Origin of the sequence: Nocardia sp. NPDC059154 (genome assembly GCF_042755705.1) — a bacterium.
Taxonomy (GTDB): Bacteria; Actinomycetota; Actinomycetes; order Mycobacteriales; family Mycobacteriaceae; genus Nocardia.
The window spans coordinates 77917-103728 of sequence record NZ_JBHZCS010000012.1; the positions used below are offsets into that span (position 1 = coordinate 77917).

Below are 25812 nucleotides of genomic sequence, written 5' to 3' on the forward strand. Positions count from 1 at the left end.
GAGTCCCGCGATGATGAGTCCGCGATATTGGACCCGGTGGCTGGTCGAGCACGGCGCCCCGCGGTGGGCGCTGCGACTGCAGGCGCGGCAGGACAACCCGTTCGCGAAACTGATCACCACCTCGGACGCGCTGCACGACCCGTACCCGCAGATCGAGGAGATTCGCCGCCGCGGCCGCCTGGTGCACAACCCGTACACCTGGGCCTCCGCCGACTACGAGCTGACCCGGGCCATCCTGCGTGACAATCGCTTCGGCGCATTCGGGCCCGATGGCGTGGATATGCCGGCGTGGCTGCGCGACCGGCTGAAGCGGGCGCAGACCCCACCCAATCCGGTCGAACCGCCATCGATGCTGATGATCGATCCGCCGGATCACACCCGCATCCGCAAGTCGGTGTCGGCGGCCTTCACCCCGCGCGCCGTCGGCCGGCTGCGCGACCGGGTGGAGTCGGTGACCGCCGAGCTGCTGGACGCGCTGCCGCCGAACGGCTCCGCCGATCTCATCGCGGATTTCGCCCAGCAGGTGCCGATCGCCATCATCACCGAGATGCTGGGCTTCCCGCAGGCCTCCCGCGACGAGTTCCTCAGCTGGGGTGACGCGGCCAGCCCGCTGCTGGACATCGGCATCTCCTGGCGGTCCTGGCGCGATGCCTACACGGCCATGGGTGTCATGGACAGCTATCTGAACGAGCACCTGGCCGAGCTGCGGCGCGCGCCCGGCGAGGACATCCTCTCCAGCCTGGTGACGGCCGGGGAGCTGAACGAGCGCGAGCTCAAGGCGACCGCGAGCCTGCTGATGGGCGCGGGGTTCGAGACCACCGTCAACCTGATCGGCAACGGCATCGTCCAATTGCTCTCGCATCCAGAGCAATTGGCCATGCTGCGCGCGGATCCGGACCTGTGGCCGCAGGCCGTGGACGAGATCCTGCGTTTCGACCCGCCGGTCACCATGACCGCGCGAATCGCCCTGTGCGACGCCGAGGTCGGTGATTTCCGGCTGGCGGCGGGCACGGTGCTCGTGATGTCGCTGGCGGGCGCGAACCGGGATCCGAAGAAGTTCGAGGACCCCAACCGCTTCGACATCACCCGCGCCGATGCCCGCGAGCACCTGACGTTCTCCAGCGGCATCCACACCTGTCTGGGCGCGAGCCTGGCTCGGATGGAGGGCGCGTACGCGCTCCGCGCGCTGTTCGACAACTTCCCCGATCTCACACTGGCGGGCACGCCCGAACGCCGCCGGCTCTACACCCTGCACGGCTACGCGCACATGCCCGCCCGGCTGGGCCGGCGTGCGACCGCCACCGTGTGACCGATTGCGGCCCACCGTGTGATCGATTGTGGCTCAGTAGAACCCGACCACGTCGTCGCCCCACACGGTATTGCGATCGCGGTCGGGGTCGTCGATGACGCGGTCCATATTGTCGATGACCAGGGTGGTGCGGGTCGCAGCGCTGTAGGGCGGCCAGTGCTTGGAGCCGTCGATGGCGGCGGGCACGCCGTATTCGGCGAAGGCCAGCCAGCGGCGCATCATGCGGCCCGAAACCTCCTGTGCCGCTTTGCGTCCGCCCAGCCAGAAGGTGGGGTCGTAGTCGAAGGAGCCGAAATTGCCGAAGACATAGGGTAATTCGGTGGCGTGGCCGGCGCCGACCCGGGCGGCCTTGAGCATCGGGGTGGCGTGGTCGAAGCGGTACATCCAGGTCGGCGAGTGCGCCGAATGCGCGTCGGCCACCCAGTGCGAGGGCATGCGGAAGGCGGCGTCGGTGGACATGGTGAGCGCGCCGCGCGGGGTGCTGGACTCGTAGGCGGAGGCGATCTCGGCCAGCCGCTCCGGTGACAGGCCGGGGTGTTCGGCGGCCACCCCGCGCAGCATGGCGTTCACCGCGTCCGGGGTGACCGGCATGATGGGCGAGCGGAACAGCCGGAACAGCGAGGCCTCGTCCTTGTTGGTGCCGATGATCAGCGGCACCCGGTGCGAACGGCCCTGCTGGAAGCGCTCGCTCGGGTACGCGGGCAGCAGGTTGCCGTCCACCACGGGCGCGGCGGCCAGCCGGCCGGGTTCGCGCAGCGGCACCTCGTCGAGCAGGGCGCCGGCCGCGGTCACGATGCGTTCGATGGGCATGGTGAGCAGCTCGGCCGAATGGTCGGGGGTCAGCTCCAGCAGTTCCAGATAGCGCTTGGCCACCACGGCGGTGCGTTCGGGCCCGAAAACCGTGGTGGCGGGCGGGGATTGGGCAATGGCGCGATGGAACAGGCCCGCCGACAGCGGTGACGTGAGCAGCGCGGTGACACAGCCCGCGCCGGAGGATTCGCCGAAGATGGTGACATTGCCCGGATCGCCGCCGAAGGCCGCGGCATTGTCGCGCACCCACTGCAGGGCGGCGATCTGGTCGTGCAGGCCCAGATTCGGGACGAATTCCTCGCCGAGCGAGGACAGGTCGAGGAAGCCCAGTGCGCCGAGCCGGTAGTTGACCGCGACCACGATCACGTCACCGGTCTCGGCCAGCCGCCGCCCGTCGTAGATGGCCTGGGCGGCGGTGCCCAAGCAGAAGGCCCCGCCGTGCAGCCACACCAGGACCGGGCGGAGTTCGTCCGCGTCGGCGACCGGGGCCCAGAGATTGAGCCAGAGGCAGTTCTCGCCCATCCGCAGGTTGGCGTCGACGGGCACGAAGCCCGGGGTCTGCGGGGCGACGTCACCGACACGCACGCATTCGCGGACGCCGGTCCAGGATTGCGGGGGCTGGGGCAATCGGAAGCGATTGGGCCCGGCCGTGCTGGCGCCGTAGGGAATGCCGCGCCACAGCGCCACCGCACCGTCCAGCACACCGGACACCTCGCCGTTCGCGGTCCGCGCAACCGGCGCGCCATCACGTTCCGACAGCCTGTCGAAGAATCGAGTGCTCACACCACACCTCCTCGTACTCCGTAAATCGAGGGTACTGGGTGGTCCCGGGTGCACCGCGGGATCGACGTCAGCGCGCCGCCGGTACGCCCGGGCGTCGTTTACGCTGGGCGGGTGCCGAGCTATGCGTATCGATGCCGCAGCTGCGGCGACACCTTCGAGCTGACCCGTCCCATGGCCGAGGCGTCCGCCCCTGCGACGTGCCCGGAGGGCCATGACGACACCGTCAAACTCCTGACCACCTTCGGGACCGTGACCCGCGGCGGCACCGCCCCCGCGCCGGCTCCGTCGAGTGGTGGCGGCTGCTGTGGTGGCGGCTGCTGTAGCTGATCCGGCGGCCGGCGGAAGCGGCGGATTATATATGGTCCAATGCGGCGTCTTCTAGAGTTCGGCGAAACCGCGTAGACTTCCAGCAGGTCGGGACAGCATTTCTGGAGCCCTATCATGACCGAGAGAAAGAGTTCACGCACAAGGTTCGCACGGTTGGCGGCTGCTGTCGGTATAGCCGCACTTGCCGCGATTCCGGTCGCCGCAGCCGCGGCAAAAGCGCCTACGGCGCAAGCAACGACGCCCACCTCTGCAACCCAACTCGTCGACAACCCCGGTGGCGGTGACGGCCACGGCTGGGGTGGCGGTGGCGGCCACGGCTGGGGTGGCGGTGGCGGCTGGGGTGGCGGTGGCGGCCACGGCTGGGGTAACGGCCCTGGTTGGGGTGGCGGCCACGGCTGGGGTTGGGGCGGCAATGGCTGGGGTTGGGGCGGCAACGGCTGGGGATGGGGCGGCAACGGCTGGGGATGGAATCCCGGCTGGTGGCTACCCGGCTGGGGTGGCTGGGGCAGCTTCTAGCGCCGGTGATCGAGCCCGGACACGCACAGCGTGCCGGGCTCGGTCGCATCGAGTACCACCCATGTGAAGCCAGGTTCGACCAATTCGGCTGGAGCCGGTGACGAGATGAAGATCGTGTGTGTCGGTGGCGGGCCGGCCGGGTTGTACTTCGCTATTTCGATGAAGCGACGCGACCCGGCCCATGACATCACGGTGATCGACCGCGATCCTCCCGGATCCACTTACGGCTGGGGCGTCGTGTATTGGGACGACCTGCTCGACATTCTGTATCGGAATGACCCCGACAGCGCCCAGGCGGTGCGTGCCGGGTCGGTCGTATGGCGTGAACAGGCAATCCATGTGTGCGACAACGAGACCGCGCATTTCGCGGGCTACGGCTTCAGCATGGGGCGCGCGGCATTGCTCGACGTACTTTCGCGACGGGCGAGGGACCTGGGCGTCGACGTCCAGCACGGGCGAGACGTCGATGATCTGTCCGGCTTCGGCGATTTCGATCTCATCGTCGCCTCCGACGGCGCGAACAGCCGGATACGACAGCTGGGTGATCACCGTTTCGGCACGTCCGTCACACTCGGCGAGAATCGATATATCTGGCTCGGTACGAACAAGGTCTTCAAGCGATTCACCTTCGCCTTCGAACACACCTCGGCCGGTTGGATCTGGTTCCATGCCTACCCGTCGATTGCCGGAAGAATCAGCACCTGCATCGTCGAGTGCCAGCCGCAGACTTGGCATGGATTGGGATTCGATTCCCTGGACAACCTGGAGAACGTGCGTGTTCTGGAGAACATATTCGGCCGTCCTCTCGACGGTCACTCGTTGATCAGCAAGACACGAGGCGAATTCGCAAGGTGGAGCCGCTTTCCCGAGGTGACCAACAAGACGTGGTATCACGACAACGTGGTGCTGCTCGGCGATGCGGCGCACACGACGCACTTCACCATCGGCTCGGGCACCCGGTTGGCAATCGTCGACGCTATCGTGCTCGCACAGAATCTGTACGAGCAGGCCGAGGTCGCCGACGCACTGAAGAATTACGATGCGCAGCGGCGCGCTGCGCTGCGCCCGATACAGGCCGGCGCCCGCACCAGCATGGTCTGGTTCGAACACGCCGACCGGTATCTCGACCGCGGCGCCGTGCAGTTCGCCTATGCGATGTCGGTCCGGCACGGACTGCAAATGCCGTGGCGGTATCAGCTGCACCTGCTCACACAGGTACCCACGGTGCGCAGGATCCGGCGTGCCATCGACTCCGGACAGCGGTGGCGGCGGGCTGCGCGACGAGGGGAACTCGCGATGGCGCCCCGCTCGAGCCGCTAGCTCGCCGGTTCGGTGTCCTTCTTGTCCGCGTGGCCGAGCGAGCGGCCGGGTGCCACCCGGTCGCGGACGCGCTGCTTGAGAATGGCGATGTCGGGAAAACCGCCGTCGGCCTTGCGTTCCCAGATCTGGTCACCGTCGACGGTGATGCGGAAGACGCCGCCCTCGCCGGGGATGAGGGCGACCTCGGACAGGTCGGTGGCGAAGGTGGTGAGCAACTCCTGAGCCATCCAGCTCGCGCGGAGCAGCCAGCGGCACTGCGTGCAGTATTCGATCGCGACGCGAGGCATGTCCGCGACCTTACCGGGCGCGCCCCGCGCGGCCGTTGGGGCGGGCCCGCTCGTGGTTGTTGGAAGGGGCCCGCTCGTGGCCCGGATCTGTCGGTGCCCTCGGATACAACTTTGCTCAACCGAGGAAGGGGGGATGGATGACCACCGCTTGGACCGCCGATCACGTCGGATCGCTCGCACCGGACGCCGCATCGCTGACCGCCGCGCGCAAGCTCCGTGGCAAGTGGAGCGGCACCGGCATTCACGACACCGCGCTGTGGGGGCGGTGCCGGGGCAGCGGCAGCCGACCGTATCAGACCATCGTGGATCTGTCGGGGCCCGCGTACAAATGCACCTGCCCGAGTCGCAAGTTTCCGTGCAAACACGCACTGTCCCTTTTGTTGTCGTGGAGTGCGGGTGACGTGCCCGCCGCGGACACCGTGGCCGATTTCGCCGCCGACTGGCTGGGTGGCCGGGCCGCCCGCGCCGAAAAGCAGGCCGCGCCCGAGGCCAAGCCCGCCCGCGGCGCCGGCGCCGCCGATCAGCGCCGCGCCCGGGTCGCCGCGGGCCTGGCCGATCTGGACATCTGGCTCACCGACCAGGTGCGCACCGGCCTCGCGCAATCGGATCGGTCGATCCGTGCCTTCGAGACGGTGGCGGCCCGCATGGTCGACGCGCAGGCTCCCGGCATCGCCGCGACCCTGCGCCAGTTACCGCTCGCCACCACCCATTCCGAATGGCCCCGGCTACTGCTGCGCGAATACGCCCGCCTGCACCTGCTGACTGCCGCGCACGCCCGTCTCGACGCCCTCTCCCCCGGCCTGCGCGCCAGCGTGCGCACCCACATCGGGTACCCCACGCCGGCCGACACGGTCCGCGCCGAACCCGCGGTCCGCGACCGCTGGCTGGTCCTGGGCATCCGGATCACCACCGAGGACGGCCTCTACACCCGCCGAGTCTGGTTGCGCGGCCGCACATCCGGCCGCTGGGCCCTGCTCGTCGACCACCACTACGGCAGCCCCGCCTTCCCGAACGACACCCCGGCTCCGGGCTTCCAGGTGGACGCGAACCTCCACTTCTACCCGAGCGCCACACCCCTGCGCGCCCTCTGGGGCGACCGCCACGAAGACATCCCCGAACCCTTCACCACCATCCCGCTGCATGCGGCCGGTTCCCCGGACCGGAACGGCACCATTGCCGCTGCTCTCGCCGAGCAGGCGCGGGCGTTGGGGGCCGATCCGTTCCTGCGGTCGTGGCCGGTGCTGCTGGCCGAGGTCGTGCCCGTTCGGGGCGAAAAGGGCTGGTACATCGTGGAATCCGGTGGCGATGCGCTGCCGGTGTCGACCGCCGAAGGTGAGCCGTGGCGACTGCTCGGACTCTCCGGCGGGCATCCGGTCACGGTGATCGGCGAGTGGACGGTGGACGGGTTGGTGCCGGTTGCGGCACTCGCCGCCGGGACCATGGTGGATGTCGGTGCGGCACAGGGAAATCCGATGCCGATCCGGGGTGGCGTCGAGGATTCCGCAAGTGCCGATCTGGTTTCCGCGGCGCTCGTCGGCACGGCGCGACGCCAGGCCGACCTGTCGGGATTGGCGTCGCCGGTCGCCGCCGCGACGACCGCGTTGACCGGGGATCGGGCCGCGGTCCTGCTGGAATCGATTGCGCTGCAGGACTGTTTCGCACGCGGCGGTGTCTCGGCCACCTCGGCGGAGCGCAGTGCGGCCGCGGCCGATGACGAACGGCGGTTGCTGCCGGTCGCGGCGGGTGCGCGGCTGACCCAGCTGCTGGCCGACAATTCGCCGTTCCTCGACGAGTGGTTCGCGCTGGCCGGGCCGCGGGACTTCCGCGCTCCGGACGGAATGGTCAGCGGCCTGCTGGATCGGGCCAAGGCGCTGGCGTCGCATCGGGAACCGCTGCTGCGGCTGGCGGGGGCGCGGGGTCGCTGGCTGGCCGCGCAGCATCCCGGCTGGAAGTCGCTGGTGCGGGCCGCCGCCGAGGACGAGAGCGTGTGGTCGCATGGCCGGGCCGCGGAGCGGCGCAGCTGGCTGTCGCAGCTGCGGCAGCGGGATCCGGCGGCCGCGCGGGCGGCGCTCGCGGCGTCCTGGGGCACCGAGTCCGGGCCGGGCAAGGCCGAACTGCTGGCGGTGCTGGCGGACGGCCTCTCGCTCGACGACGAGGCGCTGCTGGAGACCGCCCTCGACGACCGGCGGGCTGAGGTGCGCCGGCTGGCCGCGGATCTGCTGGGGCGGCTGCCGGATTCGGCGTTCGCGCGGCGGATGGCCGGCCGGGCCGCGGCCTGGCTGAGTTTCGGTTCCCGGCCGGTGCGGCCGCAGCTGGTCACCACCGGCCCGGGCGTCCTCGACGAGGCGGCCCGGCGCGACGGTGTCGGAGACTCCTTCGGCTACACCGCCTATCGCGCCGACGGCGCCCCCGATCTGTCCACCGAATGGCTGCACCGGGTGGTGGCCGCCACGCCGCTGCGGCACTGGGAGCGGCTGCTCGGCCCGGCCGAGGAGGCGGTTCGGGTGCCCATGGCCGAGGGCATGCGCGGCCCCATGATCGCGGGCTGGTCGGATGCCGCGCTGGCACAGCGGAATCCGGAGTGGGCCCGGGCGCTGTTCGGGGCCGTCTCCGGCGCGGACGCCCGCGACGCCGACACCGACAAGCTGCGCGAGCTGTTCGCGCTCCAGCCGGAGGCCGATCAGGTGCGCTACCTGCGTGGCCTGGATTCCAGCTGGCTGGCCGAGATCGAATCCATGCTGCGCGCCATGCCGCATCCGTGGCCCGGCCCGATGGCCGAGCACGTGCTGCGGCTGCTCACCGAGCGCGCCCAGCTGTGCGCCGACCGGCCGGGTGCGCCCAGCCTGGTGCCCGGCTCCTACCGGACGCTGTTCCGCGCGGCGTCCGCTCACTTCCCGGTGGCGGTGGCGGGCATGGTGTCCGGTATCGCCCGCCGGTGCGCGGATCCGTACTGGGAGCAGGCCTTCGACCAGCTCGCCCATGACCTCATCGACCGCAAGACAATGCTCGAGGAGCTGCAGTGACCATGACTCAGGAACGGGACGCCCTGCTGCGCCCGCACGCCGAACAGGCCTTCGCCGACGAACTGAAGGCCCTGGCCGCCACCGACGATCGCCCGCGTCCGCCCTCCTGGAAGCTGTCGCCGTGGGCGGTGGTCACCTACCTGCTGGGCGGCACGCTGGCCGACGGCACCGTGATCACCCCCAAGTATGTGGGCCCGCGCCGGCTCATGGAGGTCGCGGTCGCCACCCTCGCCACCGATCGCGCCCTGCTGTTGATCGGTGTGCCCGGCACCGCGAAAACGTGGGTGTCGGAACACCTTTCGGCCGCCATCGCCGGGCATTCCACGCTGCTGGTGCAGGGCACCTCCGGCACCGCCGAGGAGGCCATCCGCTACGGCTGGAACTACGCCCGGCTGCTGGCCGAGGGTCCGAGCGAGGCCGCGCTGGTGCCCTCGCCCATCATGACCGCCATGCGCGCCGGCTCCATCGCGCGGCTCGAGGAGCTCACCCGCATCCCCTCGGATGTGCAGGACGCGCTGATCACGGTGCTGTCGGAGAAGACGCTGCCGGTGCCGGAACTGGGCATGGAGGTGCAGGCGGCCAAGGGCTTCAATGTGATCGCCACCGCCAACGATCGCGACCGCGGCGTCAACGAGCTCTCCTCCGCGCTGCGCCGCCGGTTCAATACCGTGGTGCTGCCGCTGCCGGCCGGCGAGGACGAGGAGGTCTCCATCGTGACCCGCCGCGTCGAACAGCTCGGCGCCGCACTGGAATTGCCCGCCGTCCCCGCGGCGGCCGAGGAGATCCGGCGCGTAGTGCGGGTCTTTCGCGAACTGCGCTCGGGCATGACCGAGGACGGGCGCACCAAACTGAAGTCGCCGACGGGCACGCTGTCGACGGCCGAGGCGATCTCGGTGATCACCAATGGCATAGCGCTGGCAGCGCACTTCGGCGACGGCGTGCTGCGGCCCGCCGATATCGCGGGCGCGGTACTGGGCGCGGTGGTCAAGGATCCGGTCGCCGACCAGGTGGTGTGGACGGAATATCTGGAGGCCGTGGTGCGGCAGCGCCCCGACTGGGCCGACTTCTACCGGGCCTGCCGCGAGGTGCACGAATGACCATTGCCGTCGCGGTATCGACCGAGGCCGGAGTGCCGACCGAGACGCGGGTGTTCGGCATCCGCCACCACGGGCCGGGTTCGGCCCGCTCGCTCGCGCTGGCGCTGGCGCGGTTCCGGCCGGACGCCATCCTCATCGAGGGGCCGTCCGATGCCGATCCGCTCATCGGTTACCTTGCGGCCGAGGGGATGTCGCCGCCGGTGGCGCTGCTCGCCTATCAGCCCGACAGCCCGGCCAAGGCCGCGTTCTGGCCCTTCGCGACCTTCTCACCGGAGTGGGTGGCGCTGCGGTACGCGGTGGACAACGGTGTGGCCGTGGGCTTCTGCGATCTGCCCGCGAATGTCGCGCTCGCGGTGGCGGACGAGCCCGGCGACCGGACCGATCCGCTGGCCATCCTGGCGGCCGCCGCCGGGTACGACGACGCCGAACGCTGGTGGGACGCCATCGTCGAATCCGCCTCGGACGCCGATATCTTCGCAGCCGTCAACGAGGCCATGGGCGCCTTGCGGGAGCACGCCGAGCACCTGGACGGCGCCACCGCCGGCCGGGAATCCGATTCCGTTGTCCCGGTCGGGGGGTCCGGGACAGCAGAGGAGGACGAACCGCTCTCGGAGGACGGACCGGTCTCCATCGAATCGGTACGGATCACGGTGGACGCGCACACATTGCGGCGTGAGGCGCACATGCGGCAGATCATGCGAAAGGCCTTGAAGGACGGCGCACAGCGGCTGGCCGTGGTGTGCGGCGCGTGGCACGCGCCGGCACTGGAGGGCAAGCTGGGCCCGGCCGTGGCCGATGCCCGGATCCTCAAGGGCATGCCGAAGAGCAAGGCCACGCTGACCTGGGTGCCGTGGACGCATTCGCGGCTGGCGAGCTCGTCCGGCTACGGCGCGGGCATTACCTCGCCGGGCTGGTACCACCACCTGTTCACCGAGACCGAGCAGCCCATCGCGCGGTGGCTGACCAAGGTGGCGGGCACGCTGCGGGCCCACGATCTGCCGGTGTCCAGCGCGCACATCATCGAATCCGTGCGGCTGGCCGACACTCTCGCGACCCTGCGGGGGCGGCCGCTCGCCGGCTTGTCGGAGGTCACCGAGGCCACCCGGTCGGTGCTGTGCGACGGTGACGAGACGCTGTTGCGGCTGGTCAGTACCCAACTGGTGGTGGGCGAGGCGCTGGGGACGGTCCCGGACGGGACGCCGACGGTACCGCTGGAGGCGGATCTGCGGGCCCAGATCAGGACGCTGCGGCTGAAGCAGCAGGCCCTGGAACGGACGGTGGATCTGGATCTGCGCACCGATGGCGGGCTGGCGAGATCGCGCCTGCTGCACCGGCTCCGGCTGCTGGGCATCGGGTGGGGCAAGCTGACCGACAGCCAGGTGCGCAATACCGGCACCTTCCGGGAGACGTGGACGCTGCGGTGGCGGCCGGAGCTGGCGATCTCGATCGTCGAGGCGTCGCGCTGGGGTACCACGCTGCGGTCGGCGGCCGAAGCGAAAATCCTCGATACGGCCCAGGATCCGGACGCGACGGTCGGGAAGGTGGCGTCCGCGCTGGAGGAGGCGCTGCTGGCCGATCTCGGCGGGGCCACCGATGGACTCATCGCGCGGCTGGAATCGGTTGCGGCGCTGGATCACGACGTCACCCATCTGATGTCCGCGCTACCCGGATTGCTGCGGATCGTGCGCTACGGCGATGTGCGCGGCACGGACAGCGCGGCGCTGACCCGGGTGGCGGACAGTCTGCTGGTTCGCAGTTGCGCGGGTCTGCCGGGCGCGGTGACCGGGCTGGATGCCGACGCGTCCGCCGCGCTGCGGGCTCAGATCGATGCGGTGCATCTGGCGCTGTCGGCGCGTGACGACGAATGGGCCACCGGGACTTGGCTGTCCACGCTGGAGACCCTCGCCGATCGCGATGACGTCAACGGCGGGATCGTCGGGCGCGCGGTCCGCCTGCTCTGCGATGCCGAGCGCATCGACGGCGCGGAATCCGGGCGCCGACTATCCGCGGCGCTGTCGGTCGGGCGCACCGCTCCCGACAAGGCGGCCTGGATCGACGGCTTCCTGGGCGGGCGCGGGCTGCTCCTGGTCCACGACCGAAACCTGTTGTCGCTCATCGACGATTGGCTGTGCGGCCTCGAGGAGGCGCAGTTCGTCGCCACCCTGCCGTTGCTGCGCCGGACCTTCGGAGCATTCGAATCCGGCGAGCGGCAGGCCATCGGCCAGGCCGTACGGCGCGGCGCGCCAACGGCTTCGGGCGCCCGCAGCACCGACTACGACACCGACCGCGGCGAGCTCGCCATGCGCGGGGCGGCCGAGATTCTCGGAGTGGCGGGATGACTGCACATCGAAACCGGGGCGTTGCCGAACTTTCGAGGGGATTGTCATGAACGAGATGGACGAGGCACAGGGGCGGCGGTGGCGGCTGGTGCTCGGGAGCGCCGGTGAGGCCGGGCTCGGGGGCGGCGGGCTGGGCAACGCCGACGATCAGGCGATGGATCGGGCGCTGGGGGCGCTCTACGATTCCGGCGGGCAGGGCGGGAGCGGGCGGCGCTCGGGCGGGCTCGGGGGTTCCGCGCCGCAGGTGTCGCGGTGGCTGGGCGATATCCGCCGGTACTTCCCTTCGACGGTGGTGGAGGTGATGCAGCGGGACGCGGTGGATCGGCTCAACCTCACCGAATTGCTGCTCGAGCCCGAGCTTTTGGAGGCGGTCGAGCCGGATGTGCATCTGGTGGGGACGCTGCTGAGCCTGAACCGGGTGATGCCGGAGACCACCAAGGCCACCGCCCGCATGGTGGTGGAGAAGGTGGTGCAGGAGATCGAGCGGCGGATCGCGGCGGCGACCGTGGCCGCCGTGGGCGGGGCGCTGAACCGGGCGGCGCGGGTGTCGCGGCCGAAGCTGCGGGATATCGACTGGGACCGGACCATTCGCAAGAACCTGGCGAACTACCTGCCCGAGCATCGGACAGTGGTGCCCGAGCGGCTGGTCGGGTACGGACGCAAGGCGCAGGCCGTCAAACGGGATGTGGTGCTGGCCATCGATCAGTCGGGGTCCATGGCGTCGAGCGTGGTGTACGCCTCGGTGTTCGGCGCGGTGCTGGCGTCCATGCGGTCGCTGCGCACCTCGCTGGTGGTCTTCGATACGGCCGTCGTGGATCTCACCGAGAAGCTGGCGGATCCGGTGGAGGTGTTGTTCGGCACGCAGCTGGGTGGCGGCACCGATATCAATCGCGCCATCGCCTACTCGCAGTCGCTCATCACCCGGCCGGCGGACACGCTGTTCGTGCTGATCTCCGACCTGTACGAGGGCGGCGTCCGCGCGGAGATGCTGCGGCGCATTCGCGCCATGAAGGAGGCCGGGGTACAGGTGGTGGTGCTGCTGGCGCTCTCGGACGAGGGCGCTCCGGCCTACGACCGCGACAATGCGGCGGCGCTGGCCGCACTGGGCGTGCCCGCTTTCGCCTGCACACCGGACCGCTTCCCCGACCTGCTCGCGGTGGCCCTGGATCGCGGTGATGTTGGGGCGTGGGCACACAACACGCTGCGTGGACAGACATAATGGGCACGCACCACGTGGAGAAACCACGCCACGCGGTGCGCCTCGAGGATGGAAGTGCCCAATGGTTCGCGGCCCGTCTCGTTCTGGACTGAGCGGAGCGGGGGAGCGAAGCGGAGGAGCGGAGGGAGGGAAGAACGAGACCTCCAGGGCCGCGAACCCGCCCGGAGCGAAGCGGAGGGCACATTAGATACAGAACGGGGGCTGATGTGCGCTCTGGTGATGTGTTCGCCGATTACGTCATCGAACGCGAGCTCGGTCGCGGCGGCATGGGCTCGGTGTATCTGGCCAAGCATCCGCGGCTGCCGCGGATGACGGCATTGAAGCTGCTGAATCAGGAGATGTTCGCCGACGACGAGATTCGCGCCCGCTTCATCCGCGAGGCGGATCTGGTCGCCCGGCTGGACCACCCGAATATCGTCACCGTATACGACCGCGGTGACGAGGGCGAACAGCTGTGGATCTCCATGCAGTACATCGACGGGATCAATGCTTCCTCGATCACCCCGGGCACACTGCCGCCGCTGCGCGCGGCCCAGATCATCGGCGAGACCGCCAAGGCGCTCGACTACGCGCACGGCCTGGGTGTCCTGCACCGCGATGTGAAGCCGGCCAATATCCTGCTGGCCCGCTCGTCGTCCAAGACCGGCTCCGGCGAACGTGTCTACCTGACCGACTTCGGCATCGCCCGCCTGCGCGATGACACCGGCCACCTTACCCAGACCGGCACGGTCACCGCCACGCTCGCCTACGCCTCGCCCGAACAGCTGACCGGTGCGTCCCTCGACGGCCGCTCCGACCAGTACTCCCTGGCCTGCACGCTCTTCCAACTCCTCACCGGCACAGTCCCGTTCGAGGGCACCAGCCCCGCCGCGGTCATCCGCGGCCACCTCCAGCAGCCCCCGCCGCCGGCGAGCCCGCTCCGCCAGGCACTGCCGCGCACCATCGACGCGGTCCTCACCAAGGCGCTCTCCAAGCGGCCGGCCGACCGGTACCGCTCCTGCGTCGAATTCGCCACCGCCGCCGAACGCGCCCTCCAGGCGCCCCGCCCCGCCGCGCCCCCGCGCCCGCCGACTCCCGCGCATCCGCAGCCCGTCGTCGCCCCGCGCCCGCCGACTCCCGTCCGGCCGCAGCCGGTGATCCAGCAACCGCCCAATCCGACACCGTCGACGCCGCGCCCGCTCGTGGGCCCGGGCCCGTCCTACCCGAACCAGGCCCCGTCCTACCCCAGCCCGGGCCCCGCGTACCCGGTCCCGCCCACGTCGAACCCGTCCTTCCCCAACCAGCCGATTCCGAATCAGCAGGTATCGACCCCGGCCTACCCGAATCAGCCCGCGCCGCAAACCTTTTCGAAACCGGCGGTGGGCCCGGCCCCGTCGTACAACCAACCGCAGTCCTTCGCCCCACACACCAACCCACCCCCGACCTACGCTCCCCCGCAACGCAATTCGAACACGACGGCCTGGCTGATCGCCGCCATCGTCACGGTCCTGGTCATCGTCATCATCGTGATCGCGGTGATCATCAAGGGCAGCAAATCCAAGGCCGACGCCCCGCAACACCCGGACACAGTCGTCACCCTCGCCGTCGCCGACGCCCTGACCCCCGACAACGCCCTGGGCGACAAGCCCTTCCACATCACCCTCTGAACCAGCCCTGCCGGTCAACCGAGTTCCACACCGGCAGGCATCGGCCCGACGGCTTCGAGTCGTCGGTCGAGCAGCGGCCACGCCGGTAGGCGTCGCAATGGCCGGCTTCGATGACGCACGTCAGAAATTCTGTGGTCGGGTGCGCGATCACGCGGTCAGACTGCAGCGGTGGCGACGACGGAAAGGGTTGGGCGGCCTCCGATCCGAGTCCGGGCGACCGGGTGGGCTCTGACCTCATGGGCACTGTTCGCGAGTTCCGGGCCGGTGGCCAAGGCGGTGATGGCGACGGGCTGGTCCCCGGCGGCGGTGACGTCGGTTCGGATCACATTGGCCGCGATACTCCTCGTCCCGGCCGTTGCCGTATTGCGGCCGCGGGCGCTGCGGTTCCGCCGTGCCGACCTGTGGTTACTGCTCGGCTATGGAGTGCTCGGCGTCGCCGGGGTGCAACTGTTGTTCTTCGTTGCGGTGGCCCGGATTCCAGTTGCGGTAGCAATGGTGCTGGTCAACCTCGCGCCCGTGCTGGTCGCGCTCTGGGTGCAGAGAACACGGCACACCAGGCTGCCCGCACCGGTTTGGCTGGGCATCGGATTGGCGCTGACCGGCTTGGCCCTGGTCGCACAGCTCTGGCAGACCACCCACCTGAACATGCTCGGCCTTGCCGCCGGTCTGGGCTCGGCGATCTGCTCGGCCGGATACTTCCTGCTCGGCGAACACGGTGCCGGTAGGCACGACCCGGCCGGGCTGACTGCCCTCGGATTGACCATCGGCGCAGTAGTGGTGGCAACGTTCACCCCGCCGTGGACGCTACCCACCCACTTACTCACAGCCCCCGCTGTATTGGGCGGTCTGCAGGCTCCGGTGTGGCTGCTCTTGCTGACCCTGGCCGTCGCCGGCACCGTGCTGCCCTACCTGGCCGGACTCCGAGCCCTCCGCGACCTGCCCTCGGCCGTGGCGAGCGTGCTGGCCGTGGTGGAACCTCTGATCGCCGCCGCTTTGGCCTGGCTACTGCTCGGCCAGTCGCTTGGGCCGACACAAATAGCCGGGGCGGTGATCATGCTGATCGGCGCAATGCTCGTGCAGCTGAACGCCCCGAGGTAGTACGGGAAATAACGAATTCTCGTGATGTGGTGGGGTGGGCTTTAGCGGAAATATTCATGTCATGAGCAGCACAGAGATTCGCAACTCCCGCCCGACCGTTCTCGTCACCGGAGCGACCGGGGGCGTCGGTCGTCACCTGGTCTCCACCCTCCTCGCTCGCGGCGTCGCGGTCCGCGCGCTGACCCGGAAGCCCGAGGACGCGAACCTGCCCGAGGGGGTCGAGGTTGTCGCGGGTGATCTCGCCGACGCCTCGACCCTCGGGGCGCAGGTGTTCGAGGGTGTTGATCGCGCCTTCGTGTTCCCGGCGCGGGGCGTCGACACTTTCATGGACGCGGCTGTGGCCGCTGGAGTGCACCGGTTCACGGTGTTGTCCTCGCTGGCGGCGGCGATGGAATTCCCCCGCGACCACGGCTCGGCGAGCCAGCTGCACCACAGTGCCGTGGAAGCCGCCGTCACCGAGCGCACCGACGGGTGGACGATCCTGCGCCCCGGCACCTTTGCCAACAACCTGCTCGAATGGCGGTGGCAGATCGGCTCGGGTGCGCCGATCCGGGCACCGTACCTGGCGTCCGCTCAGGCCCCGATCCACGAATTCGACGTCGCCGAGGCCGCGGCCGAGACGCTGCTGTCCGACGAGCACATCGGCCAGATCATCCCGATCACCGGCCCGCAGGCGCTCACCCGCACCGAGCAGGTCGCCACGCTCAGTGCCGCGCTCGGCCGGGAGATCCCGCTGATCGAGATCACGGCCGACGAATTCCGCGCCGAGACAGCGCAATTCATCCCGGAGCCGATCATGAAGATGTTGCTCGACTACTGGAGCGACACCCTCACCACCCCCGACCGGGTGCGTCCCGCCACCGTGGTGACCGGCAAGCCCGGACGCACTCTCGCCGAGTGGGGCGAGGACCACCGCGCCGACTTCGGCGCCTGACAACTCCACCGACCGGGTAGCCCGGCCATACAGGCCGGGCTACCCGCGGTTGATCATGGAAGTGCCACTGCGAAGTTGGGGTAGTTGCGGGCTGCGGCGCGGGCGGGGGCGAGCAGGTCGGTGGGGCCGTTCAGGGTCCAGATCACGAGACGGGCGGTCGGCGGGTAGTTGTCGAACTGCTTCCAGATGTCGTCTTCTGTTGTGGCGGTGAGAGGTTCGCGGATGACCGGCGAGGTGTCGACGGGGTGGGTGGTGAGGGTGCCGGAAAGGCGGAGTTCGAGGAAACCACGCGGGCCCGTCTCGGACTTGCGGGCGGGATGGGGGCTTCCCGCATAGGAGGCCGGGCCGAGGTGGGTGCGCTGGTGGACGTGGCCCAGGGCCCAGTAGTCGTAGCCATGCGCGGCGAGAGTGGCGAGAGTGGTTGGGGCGCAGGCGCGGCGGCTGTGTTGGCCGGTGAGGCTGGTGTGGAGGAGGGCGATGTTGGTCGCGGCGGCGAGGGGCGTGGGGTAGCCGGCGGCAAGGTCGCGCAGGTCGTCGCGGGCGGCGATGGACTGGGCGTGCAGGACGATGCCGAGGTCGGGCCAGTGGTGGGTGGCAGGGTTGTCGGCGGGGGCGAGCCAGGTGGTGGGTGGTAGCCGGAGGTGTTGCGGGAGGGGAGATTCGGCGTCGTGGTTGCCCCAGATGAGAGCCACGGGGATGCCCGCGTCGTGCAGGTCGGCCAACGCCTGTTCGGCGGTGGCGAGCGCGCGCGGGGTGGCTTCGTGCCGGTCGAACAGGTCGCCGGCGAGGAGGACGCCGTCATAGCGTTCGTCGAGAATCCGTTGCAGGAGAGCGGCGGACGCGGCGTAGGCGTCCTCGACCGGGTCGATGGCAGGGCATCCGGGATAGTCCGGGACCGCCCGCAGGCGGGCGCCCAGGTGGATGTCGGCGACGTGTGCCAGCCGGATCATCGGGTGGACCGGTCGGTGAGGCGGTGCCGCCACCACTCCAGGATCACCAGGACAACGGTCGAGCTGAGCACGCCGATCACGGTCATGGCCATCGCCTCGGCACGGTGGCCCTGATCGAATTGGCCGAGAATCCACGGCGACAGCAGCGGCAGCGAGGACGGCCGCACCATCGAGGACGCGACGACCTCGCGCACACCGAGCAGGAACGCCAGCAGCCAGCCCGCGACGATGCCGGGGACGAGCAGCGGAATCGTGATGCGGCGCAGGACCTGCCAGGTGTTCGCGCCCGCGGCGGCCGCGGCCTCCAGCAGGGTGTCGTCGATGGCGGCATAGGCGGTCTTCACCTGCTGCAACGCCATGGGCAGGGTGATGACCACATAGGCGAGCACCACCATCGCGCGCGTGTTGTAGGGCGTGACCGGCAGCCAGGGCGCGTTCCAGAAGAAGATGAAGCCGATGACCAGCACGATGGTGGGCACGGTGTCGGGCGCGATACCGAGCAGATCGACGCCCCGCCGGGCCGCGGATCGCGCCCGCGGCACGGCATCCCGGCCGCGCCGGACGATCACCAGGGCGCAGGCGACGGCCAGCACGGTCGTCACGGTGGCCGCGATGCAGGCCAGCACCACGCTGTTCTGCAGCGCCTCCAGCCCCCGGCCTGGACGCAGCACCCGCGCGAAGTAGTCGAAGGTGAGATTGTCCGGCGTCGGCGGCTTGGACCGCAGAATCGTCATGGCGCCCAGCAGGATCGCGATATACGGCACCACCACCGACACCAGCAGCACCAGGCCCGGCCACAGCAGCGCGGCCGCGGTCCAGCGACCGGTCCCGACGGTGGCGCGGCGCGCGGCGCGGCCGCCGAACCCGATATCGCGGCGGCTCACCCACTGCTGCAGCCCCCACACGGTCATGCCCATCGCCAGCAGCAGGCTCGACAATGCAGCAGCCCGCGGGAAATTCAGCGGGTCGATGGTGACGTTCCCGTAGATCTCCGACACCAGCACCGGAAATCCGATCTGATTGCCGAGCGTGACCGGCGTGCCGAATTCGCCTGCGGCGCGGATGAACACGATCAGCACGCCCAGCGCATAGGTGGGTGTCAGCAGCGGGGCCAGCACCAGCCGCAGCCGCTGCCCGGCGGATGCCCCTGCCACCGCGGCCATTTCATCCGCGCTGGCGGGGATGGTGTCGAGCCGGTTGCGCAGCAGCAGGTACAGGAAGGTGAAGATTTCACACGCCATGATGGCCGCCATCCCGACCGGGGTCTCCACCACCGCGCGCAACCCCGCGCCGAACGGCCCGAACCACCGCTCGGCGAGACCGTTGACGCGGGTGAAGTCCAGCCACGCCATGGCCGCCACATACGGCGGGGTGAGGAACGGGACCATGACAGCGATGTCGATCCATCGGTGCCGCCGCAGCGGCGTCCACGACATGAGGAAGGCGAGCGGCGCGGCCATCACGGTGGCGATGACCACGACCAGCACACCAAGCAAAACCGTATTGCCGACGATCCGCAGATTCGCCGATTCGGTGAGCTGCCCGAGCGCGGACGGCCGCCCGTCGTAGCCGGTCACCGCCCGGATGAGCACCGCCACCAGCGGCGCGGCCACACCGACCAGCAGCAGCGCCAGCAGGGCGTAGACCCCGCCGCCGGTGCGCGGGCGGGTGGCCGCGCGACCGGATGCGGCCTCGTCGAGGCGTGCGGTCACGCCGCGCCCAGATAGCGCTTGGTGAATTCGGCGAGTACGTCGCTGCCGCTGCTCTTCACCTGGTCCCAGGTGAACGAAAGCTGCTTGACGTCCTCGTATTTGCGGGTGCCGTCGGCGACGGACACCTCGGGCCGCGCCGGAATCATCTGGTGCGCGGCCGAGATCTGCTGACCCTGCTGGGCGAACATGAAGTCCAGGAATGCCTTCGCCGCGGCCGGGTTCTTGGCGGTCTTCAGCACGAACACCGGGCGCGGGGTGATGGTGGTGCCGGAGAACGGCGAGATCACCTGCAGCGGTTCGCCCTTGGCGATGGCATCGTAGGCGGAGTAGTCGACGCCGCCCAGGATCACGGCATGGGATCCGGCGGTGACATCGTCGAGGGCCGGGCCGTTCGCCCCGTGCACCACCATGCCGTTGGCGAAGAGCTTGTCGAACAGCTCCCAGGTCTTGTCCTTGCCCCAGGCCGCGACCATGGCGGCGATCAGGTCACGGGCGGTGCCGGATTCGCGTGGGTCGGGCATGATCACCTTGCCCTTGTAGTCCGGCCCGGCCAGATCGGCCCAGTCCTGCGGGCGGGCGGTGGTGGCCTTGGTATTGACCACCAGCGTCAGCGCCGAACCGTCGCGGCCGACGAAGGCGTCGTCCTTGCCGGCCCAGCCGGCGCGGATCTGGTCGGATCCGGCCGGGCGGTAGAGCAGGGTGCGGCCGTCGGCGGCGTACTTCGCGGCCGGGGTCCAGGAGGCCAGGTAGGCGATGTCGGCCTGCGGATTCGCCCATTCGGCATCGAGTTTCGCGGTGATCTTGCCGGTCTCACCGGCGAAGACGTTCACCTTCACGCCGGACGCCTTGGTGAAGGCGGCCACCAGGTCGTCGGTGAGTTCCTGCGGGTTGGCCGAGTACAGGGTGAGTTCGCCCGACAGGCCCGCCGGGGCGGTCCAGGTGCTGGTGACCGCGGTCTTCGCGGTGTCATCGGCGGCCGAACCGCAACCGGCGAGCACGAGCGCCGACGCGAGCGTGGCCGCGGCGAAAGCGCGACGGGACATCGACATTTCGGGGATTCCTTTCGAAAAAGCCTGGTGGAGAGCGGGTTCAGGCGGCGGGAGTGACGACGTCGTCTGCCCGCACCGCGAGCCGCAGTTCGGTCCCGGCCGCGTGCGCGCGCCGGTCCGGAACCGTCCAGAGCCGATCGACGCCGTCGACCGCGCAGCGCAACTGGTATGCGCCGCCGGTGAAGACGGACGACCGGACCGTCCCCGACACGGTCACTTCGTCCGGCCCGGCGGGTGTGTCGCCGAGGACCCGCACGGCCTCGGCGCGCACACCGCCACCGGACGGCAGCGGATTGAAGGTGCCGACGAACTCCGCCACGAACAGATCGGCGGGCCGGTGATACAGCTCCTCCGGACTACCGTGCTGCAGCACGCGCCCGGCCCGCATCACCACGATGCGGTCGGACATGCTCAACGCCTCCGCCTGATCGTGGGTGACGAAGACCGTGGTGAGACCCAATTCCGTGGTCAGCGACCGAATCTCGGTGCGCAGCTGCTCCCGCAGCGCCGCATCCAGCGCCGACAGCGGCTCGTCCATCAGCAGCAGGCTCGGCCGCGCCACCAGCGCCCGGGCGATGGCCACCCGCTGCTGCTGCCCGCCGGACAACTGATACGGCATCTTCTCCGCCGCCGCGGCCAGCTCGACCCGCGCCAGCGCCTCGGCCACCCGCTGCCCCGCCTCGGCGCGCGCGACGCCGGTAACCCGCAGCGGGAACCCGACATTCGCCGCGACAGTCAGATGCGGCCACAACGCCAGATCCTGGAACACCATCCCCAGACGCCTGCGCCGCGGCGGCACGAAATCCCCCCGCCCGACATCGCAGACCACCTCGTCACCGAGCCGAATCCGCCCCCGCTGCGGCCGGTCCAACCCCGCCAGCAGCCGCAACAGCGTGGACTTCCCACACCCGGACGGCCCGAGCACCGACACGAACTCCCCGGGTTCGATCACCAGATCGGTGGGCAGCAAACCGGTCCCGTCCGAATAGGTACGGCTCAGTTCCTCCAGGACGACCCGCGTCCCGAGTCCCTCCCCGGCCACAGCAAACATGGCGGCTGACAGTAGGCAGCAAATCTGACTTCTTCGGGCGCGCCGGGTGAACGCCCGATGACAACTCGTCTCAGCCCCGGCAGCGAGGCCGCGGCAGCGGAGACGAAATGGGCCCCTCGGGATCGAAATCCCGAGGGGCCCAGATCGGTCCGGAGTGCTTACAGGTCGGCGATGGCGGCCAGTGGGGGTGTGCGGGCGGCTCGCACGGCGGGCCAGAGGGCGGCGAGGACGCCGACCACGCCGGAGGCGAGGAGCATGAGCACGATTTGGACCCAGGGCACGGCGATGGTGGCAATGCCCAGGTCGGCAAGGGTTTTGAGGAAGCCTACGCCGAGCGCGAGGCCGAGGATGACGCCTACCACCGCGCCGAAGATGGCGATGAGCATGGATTCGAGGTAGATGCTGCGGCGGACCTGGGCCCGCTGCATGCCCACCGCGCGGAGCATGCCGATTTCGCGACGGCGCTCCACCACCGACAGGGCCAGCGTGTTGACGATGCCGAGGATGGCGATGACCACCGCCAGCGCCAGCAGGCCGTAGAGGATGGCCAGCAGGGTGTCGATCTGTTTGCCCTCGGCGCCCTTGAAGTCGTTGCGGTCCTGGACCTGGACGATGACGTACTGCTCGGTGGCCTTCTCCAGGTTCTTCCGCATGGCGGGGAGGTCGGCGCCGGGCTGGGCGGCGACCAGGACCAGGAAGCTGGACTGGTAGCTGACCGGGACCGTCTTCTGGTACAGGGCCATGGGGGTGACCATGTTCTGCAGCAGCTGGGTGTCCTTGTAGATGCCCGCGACGGTGACCTTGAACTTCTTGTAGTCCATGCTGGAGATCTCGACGCTCTCGCCGAGCTTCCAATCATGGTCGGAGGCATAGGTTTCCGACACCATGATGTCGTCGTCGCCGAGCTGGTCGGTGCCCTGCTCCACGGTGTAGTTGAGCACCTTGGCCATCGGGCCCTCGGGCGCGGTGCCGAGCACCTGCTTGCCGTCGACCCTCAGGGCGACACCGTGGAAGGCCACCACGTCCTTGACCTGCGGCACCTGCCCGACGGTGGCGGTGGCGGCCAGGGGGACGCCGATGATGCCGCCGGGCGGCCCGGCCAGGATGTAGTCGGCATTCACGCCCTTGTCGACCAGGTCGCTCACACTGGCCTTGGCCGAGGAGCCGAGCATGCCGATGGCGGACACCAGCATCAGGCCCAGGGTCAGCGCGAAAGCCGTCGCGGCGGTCCGGCGCGGATTGCGAATCGCGTTGTTGCGCGCCATCCTTCCGACCGGACCGAACGGCCGCACCAGCACACCCAACCCGGTCACCACCGGTCGCGACAGCGCCGGTGAGGCGAACAGCACCGCGAAAATCAGTGCGGCAGCGCCGATTCCGACCACGGTGGCCGCGCTGCCGCCGGTGCCGCGCGCACCCAGCACCACCAGCACCGCGCCGGCCACCGCCAGCACCGCGCCGATAATGGTGCGCAGCCGCAACGACTCTCCGGCCGAGTTGGACTCCGAGCGCATCGCCTCCACCGGCGGCACCTTGGCCGCCCGCCGTGCCGGCGCGTACGCACTGAGCACCGTGACCACGGTGCCGACGCCGAGGGCCACCAGCACGGTGCGCGGCTGCAGCGACATGGTGCCGGTGGGCAGCCCCAGCTTGAAGGCATTCAGCAGCCCGGACAGGCCGAACGACAGGCCGACGCCCGCCGCCAGACCCAGTGCGCTGCCGATCAATCCGACGATCAGCGACTCCCCCACCACCGACCGCGAGATCTGCCCGCGGCTCGCGCCGACCGCGCGCAGCAGCGCCAGTTCGCGCAGCCGCTGCGCAACCAGCATGGAGAAGGTGTTGTAGATGATGAACGTGCCCACCAGCAATGCGATGGACCCGAACGCCAGCAGGAAGTAGTTGATGAACTTCAGCGCATTGCCGAGCTGCGCCTTGAAGTCGTCACGCACCTGCTGGGCGTCCTGCACCTTGTAGTCGGGCAGCGCCGCCTTGAGCCGATCGCGCAGATCATCGGCCTTCACCCCGGGCTGGGCCGCGATGTCCACGTACGCGACATGCAGGCCGTCGGTGAACAGCTGGCGGGCCTGCGCATCCTCGAACTGCAGCGCGATGAACCCGCCGGTACTGGAGGCGTCGATGTCGTAGATGCCGGAGATGGTGACGTCGATATTGCCCTTGGACGGCACCAGCACCGTGGTGTGGTCGCCGACCTTCAGCCCGGCCCGCTCCGCACCGCCCTTGTTGATGGCGACCTGACCCGGCTGGGCGGGCGGCACGCCGTCGATGAACTTGTCCGGCTCGGCCACCGACTTGCCCGGCGGCAGATACGACTGCCCGAAACTCGGTGCGCCACCGGTCTGTACGGCGTGCCCGTCCTTCAGCAGCACCACCGGGCCGTTGACGCTGGGCGCGACGGTCTTGACGCCGTCCAGGTGGGAGAGCTTGTCCACCACGTCGTTCGGCACACCGAGCGACTGCTGCTCCTTGGGCTGCACCCGCACGTCCACGCCCTTGGCCTGGGCGGCGAAGATGCCGTCGAAGGTGCTCTGCAGCGTGTCGGTGAAGATGAAAGACCCTGAGATGAAGGCGGTTCCGAGCACGACCGACAGCACGGTCAACACCAGGCGCACCTTGTGCGCGGCGAGATTGCGCAAGGCGACCTTGCGCATCGGGGAGGCAGCCATCAGAGCGTCTCCAGCGACTTCATCTTGTCGAGCACGGAATCGGCGGTGGGCTCCCGCAATTCGTCCACGATCTGGCCGTCGGCGAGGAAGACGACCCGGTCGGCGTAGGAGGCCGCGCGCGGATCGTGGGTCACGATCACCACCGTCTGCCCGAACTCGTTGACCGCCGCCCGCAGGATGCTGAGCACCTCACCGGAGGAGTGCGAGTCCAGATTGCCGGTCGGCTCGTCACCGAAGATGATGTCCGGCTTGCCCGCCAGCGCGCGAGCACAGGCCACGCGCTGCTGCTGACCACCCGACAGCTCGGCGGGCCGGTGGGTGAGCCGGTCGCCCAGGCCCAGCCGCTTGACCACCGTCGCCAGCCACTCCTCGTCGGTCTTGCGGTTCGCGATATCCAACGGCAGCGTGATGTTCTCCAGCGCGGTCAGCGTGGGGACCAGATTGAACGCCTGGAAGACGAAGCCGATGCGGTCGCGGCGCAGCATGGTCATCTGCTTGTCCGAGAGCTTGGTCAGATCGGTGTCACCGATGTGGACCGTGCCCGCGGTGGCGGCATCGAGACCGGCCAGGCAGTGCATGAGGGTCGACTTGCCCGAGCCCGAGGGCCCCATGATGGCGGTGAACTCGCCCTTCGCGAACTCGGCCGTCACCCCGTCCAGCGCACGAACCTGTGTGTCGCCCGATCCGTAGATCTTCACAAGATCGGTCGCTCGGGCGGCGACCGCGGCCGTGCTCTGCTCGAGCGTGGCGGATTCCGAGACGTTCGAAGTCATGATGTCCAGTGTGTCTAGGTTCTGGGATGGACGCCATCCGGGATGTCCCCGATGCCGATGTCCTCACAGACTCCACACAAACACGCCCGTCGAACAGCCCTCAATTGATGGGGGCGGACCGCCACCAATCCAGCAGCTGGTCGTCGGTGGCGAGGAAACCGGTGCTGTACATCAGGAAAGCGTGCTTGCCGTCCTGGGAGTGGAACTCCGTCACCAGGCGCGGACGCAGCAGGGCGCTGTCGCTGAGCTGGTAGTTCGTGTACAGGTTGCCGTGCACCTTGACGTCGGACCGGGAGAACCCCGACAGCGTGTTCAGGGCGTCCTCGGCATCGGCGGCCGACCGGTACATGACGAAACGGTAGCTCGGGTGGCCGACACCGCCCGCACAGTTCCAGGCCACCGCCCAGTTGCCCAGGTCGGGATCGCCGGATCCGGTGTCGGGCGGGGGCGCGGAATGCTGGTAGGTCGAGCATGCCGCGCCCTGGTAGCCGGTGCCGGAGTTCGAGTCGGCGTTCGGGTCGGACTGCGGCAGCATCTGCGGGAAGCGCTGGCTGAGCACCTGCGCGTCGGTGCCCGAATGCTCCGGGATACCGGCGGCGGGATCGGTGGTCTCGGTCGGGGTCGGCTCGTCGTCGGTGGTCGGCGTGGGCGCCTCGGAGGTGGTCGCCGGGGTGTGCGAGGTCCCACTCCGATCCAGCGCGGCCAGACACCCGCCGACCGCCACCAGCGGCAGCACCACGACGGCCGCCGCACCCAGCAGGCAGCCCCGCAGCTTCGAACGCTTCTTCCGCGGCGGCGCCGGACGCGGCGGGGGCGGGGCGGGGGGAGGGGTAGGCGAGGGTGCGGGGCAGTGTAAGGTCGGGGGGGGCTGTGTTTCGTGGA

The 25812-nt window shown here is 69.7% G+C and carries 20 protein-coding genes; 11 read left to right on the top strand and 9 right to left on the bottom strand.

The features are described from left to right. Window positions 1-13: 13 nt before the first annotated feature. Entirely contained in the window at window positions 14-1309 is a 1296-nt protein-coding gene (locus ACFXN1_RS13410) for a cytochrome P450 (RefSeq protein WP_379445504.1), read from the top strand. A gap of 33 nt (window positions 1310-1342) precedes the next feature. On the opposite strand, the gene ACFXN1_RS13415 is transcribed toward ACFXN1_RS13410, so the two are convergent. Next, window positions 1343-2902: a carboxylesterase/lipase family protein gene (locus ACFXN1_RS13415; RefSeq protein WP_379394196.1), complete on the bottom strand. Its 1560-nt coding sequence runs from the start codon at window positions 2900-2902 to the stop codon at window positions 1343-1345. Between the two features lie 111 nt (window positions 2903-3013). On the opposite strand from ACFXN1_RS13415, the gene ACFXN1_RS13420 reads away from it, so the two are divergent. The 3 genes from ACFXN1_RS13420 (at window position 3014) to ACFXN1_RS13430 (ending at window position 5065) form a co-directional block, all read left to right on the top strand. After that, window positions 3014-3229, top strand: a complete 216-nt coding sequence (locus tag ACFXN1_RS13420; protein WP_379394194.1) for a zinc ribbon domain-containing protein — start codon at window positions 3014-3016, stop codon at window positions 3227-3229. Between the two features lie 153 nt (window positions 3230-3382). After that, a complete protein-coding gene (locus ACFXN1_RS13425; RefSeq protein WP_379445494.1) occupies window positions 3383-3745 on the top strand; it encodes a hypothetical protein in 363 nt (120 codons plus the stop codon). Between the two features lie 159 nt (window positions 3746-3904). Further along, on the top strand, window positions 3905-5065 hold the full coding sequence (locus ACFXN1_RS13430; protein WP_379445496.1) for an FAD-dependent monooxygenase: 1161 nt from the start codon (window positions 3905-3907) through the stop codon (window positions 5063-5065). Here the strand turns inward: ACFXN1_RS13430 and ACFXN1_RS13435 are convergent. Then, a complete protein-coding gene (locus tag ACFXN1_RS13435) occupies window positions 5062-5352 on the bottom strand; it encodes a SelT/SelW/SelH family protein (RefSeq protein WP_354833890.1) in 291 nt (96 codons plus the stop codon). The genes ACFXN1_RS13430 and ACFXN1_RS13435 overlap by 4 nt on opposite strands. 137 nt (window positions 5353-5489) lie before the next feature. On the opposite strand from ACFXN1_RS13435, the gene ACFXN1_RS13440 reads away from it, so the two are divergent. The 7 genes from ACFXN1_RS13440 (at window position 5490) to ACFXN1_RS13470 (ending at window position 16708) form a co-directional block, all read left to right on the top strand. Beyond that, complete coding sequence (locus tag ACFXN1_RS13440; protein ID WP_379445498.1) at window positions 5490-8375, top strand: DUF5691 domain-containing protein; 2886 nt, start codon at window positions 5490-5492, stop codon at window positions 8373-8375. A 2-nt stretch (window positions 8376-8377) separates the two neighbouring features. Beyond that, window positions 8378-9472 carry an AAA family ATPase gene (locus tag ACFXN1_RS13445; protein ID WP_379394360.1) on the top strand — a complete coding sequence of 365 codons (1095 nt, stop codon included), beginning with the start codon at window positions 8378-8380 and terminating at the stop codon, window positions 9470-9472. After that, a complete protein-coding gene (locus ACFXN1_RS13450; protein ID WP_379445499.1) occupies window positions 9469-11811 on the top strand; it encodes a DUF5682 family protein in 2343 nt (780 codons plus the stop codon). Before ACFXN1_RS13445 ends, ACFXN1_RS13450 begins: the two co-directional genes overlap by 4 nt. A 46-nt stretch (window positions 11812-11857) precedes the next feature. Continuing rightward, a complete protein-coding gene (locus tag ACFXN1_RS13455) occupies window positions 11858-13030 on the top strand; it encodes a VWA domain-containing protein (protein ID WP_379394184.1) in 1173 nt (390 codons plus the stop codon). Window positions 13031-13236: 206 nt separating this feature from the next. After that, a complete protein-coding gene (locus tag ACFXN1_RS13460; RefSeq protein WP_379444957.1) occupies window positions 13237-14676 on the top strand; it encodes a protein kinase in 1440 nt (479 codons plus the stop codon). A 168-nt stretch (window positions 14677-14844) separates the two neighbouring features. After that, on the top strand, window positions 14845-15774 hold the full coding sequence (locus tag ACFXN1_RS13465) for a DMT family transporter (protein WP_379444954.1): 930 nt from the start codon (window positions 14845-14847) through the stop codon (window positions 15772-15774). Window positions 15775-15835: 61 nt separating this feature from the next. Next, a complete protein-coding gene (locus tag ACFXN1_RS13470; protein ID WP_379444953.1) occupies window positions 15836-16708 on the top strand; it encodes an SDR family oxidoreductase in 873 nt (290 codons plus the stop codon). Between the two features lie 53 nt (window positions 16709-16761). Here ACFXN1_RS13470 and ACFXN1_RS13475 read toward each other — a convergent pair whose 3' ends face one another. The 7 genes from ACFXN1_RS13475 to ACFXN1_RS13505 all read right to left on the bottom strand — a co-directional run bounded on the left by ACFXN1_RS13475 (window position 16762) and on the right by ACFXN1_RS13505 (window position 25669). After that, window positions 16762-17658, bottom strand: a complete 897-nt coding sequence (locus ACFXN1_RS13475) for an exonuclease SbcCD subunit D (RefSeq protein ID WP_379394176.1) — start codon at window positions 17656-17658, stop codon at window positions 16762-16764. Next, window positions 17655-19370 carry an ABC transporter permease gene (locus ACFXN1_RS13480; protein WP_379444952.1) on the bottom strand — a complete coding sequence of 572 codons (1716 nt, stop codon included), beginning with the start codon at window positions 19368-19370 and terminating at the stop codon, window positions 17655-17657. The genes ACFXN1_RS13475 and ACFXN1_RS13480 overlap by 4 nt, the downstream gene beginning before the upstream one ends. Further along, a complete protein-coding gene (locus ACFXN1_RS13485; protein WP_379444951.1) occupies window positions 19367-20419 on the bottom strand; it encodes an extracellular solute-binding protein in 1053 nt (350 codons plus the stop codon). Before ACFXN1_RS13485 ends, ACFXN1_RS13480 begins: the two co-directional genes overlap by 4 nt. A gap of 40 nt (window positions 20420-20459) precedes the next feature. Then, on the bottom strand, window positions 20460-21470 hold the full coding sequence (locus tag ACFXN1_RS13490) for an ABC transporter ATP-binding protein (protein ID WP_379444950.1): 1011 nt from the start codon (window positions 21468-21470) through the stop codon (window positions 20460-20462). A 158-nt stretch (window positions 21471-21628) separates the two neighbouring features. Next, window positions 21629-24157: an ABC transporter permease gene (locus ACFXN1_RS13495; protein ID WP_379444948.1), complete on the bottom strand. Its 2529-nt coding sequence runs from the start codon at window positions 24155-24157 to the stop codon at window positions 21629-21631. Next, complete coding sequence (locus tag ACFXN1_RS13500) at window positions 24157-24930, bottom strand: ABC transporter ATP-binding protein (protein WP_379394166.1); 774 nt, start codon at window positions 24928-24930, stop codon at window positions 24157-24159. Before ACFXN1_RS13500 ends, ACFXN1_RS13495 begins: the two co-directional genes overlap by 1 nt. Before the next feature lie 100 nt (window positions 24931-25030). After that, window positions 25031-25669 carry a hypothetical protein gene (locus tag ACFXN1_RS13505; RefSeq protein WP_379463577.1) on the bottom strand — a complete coding sequence of 213 codons (639 nt, stop codon included), beginning with the start codon at window positions 25667-25669 and terminating at the stop codon, window positions 25031-25033. Between the last annotated feature and the right edge of the window lie 143 nt (window positions 25670-25812).